Raw genomic sequence first — 737 nt, forward strand, 5'->3', positions numbered from 1 at the left:
GTCCGGCGCGGAGGACCATATGTGCCGGGCGATGCCGGAGGTGCAGAGGACAGCAGTGATGGAGATCTGCAGCGGACTCATCGGCCCCGATTCCTCTTGGTCGCGTCACTGAACGGTTGATCGCTGTGCCGGACAGCCCGTCTTGCCTCCGAGCATATGCCTTGCTGGAGTGCCAACTCGGACCACTGAGGCCAACTGCCGTGCCTGTGGCAGCACTTGGTTTAATCAGCCACCCGACATCTCGATCAAGTTAAGTAGCGCTCGTCTACTTCCATCCGACCAGCGATACTTGGGGTCCGCCAGTGAGATAGCGGTGGAGGGCGCTTGAGGTGGTGTCCACAAAGTTGTCGGGGATGGCGTTGGCGTCGACCCAGCAGACCTGGGCGTGTTTGCGCGGCTCGCGGTTTTCGGGGTCACCGGCCCATTCGTGGGCGACGAAGACAACGGTGAGAAAGCCGTTGGGCGCTTCGACGCCCCAGGCCCCGTGGATGATGTGGGCGACCTTCAGGGACTCCGGCTTCACGGTCAGACCGGTCTCCTCATACAGCTCGCGCACGGCCGTTTCCGTGATCGGCTCGCCGGGCTCGCTCTTGCCGACGGGGAGGTCCCACATGCCCTGGGCAAACTTGGCGTTCTCGCTGCGTTGGAGGAGGACGACGCGGCTGGTGGCCTTGTCGTGGACGATGACGGCGGCGACCAGCAGGGTCATCGATTCGAGCGCCGGCTTGAGGGCCTTC

Annotated in this window: 1 protein-coding gene; it reads right to left on the bottom strand. The window is 63.9% G+C overall.

Going from position 1 to position 737, the window contains the following annotated elements; genetic code table 11:
* Positions 1-265 precede the first annotated feature (265 nt).
* A partial coding sequence (locus KUM32_RS39605) for an NUDIX domain-containing protein (RefSeq protein ID WP_217146578.1) occupies positions 266-737 on the bottom strand: 472 nt, incomplete at its 5' end.

This window comes from Streptomyces sp. AC627_RSS907 (assembly GCF_019049165.1).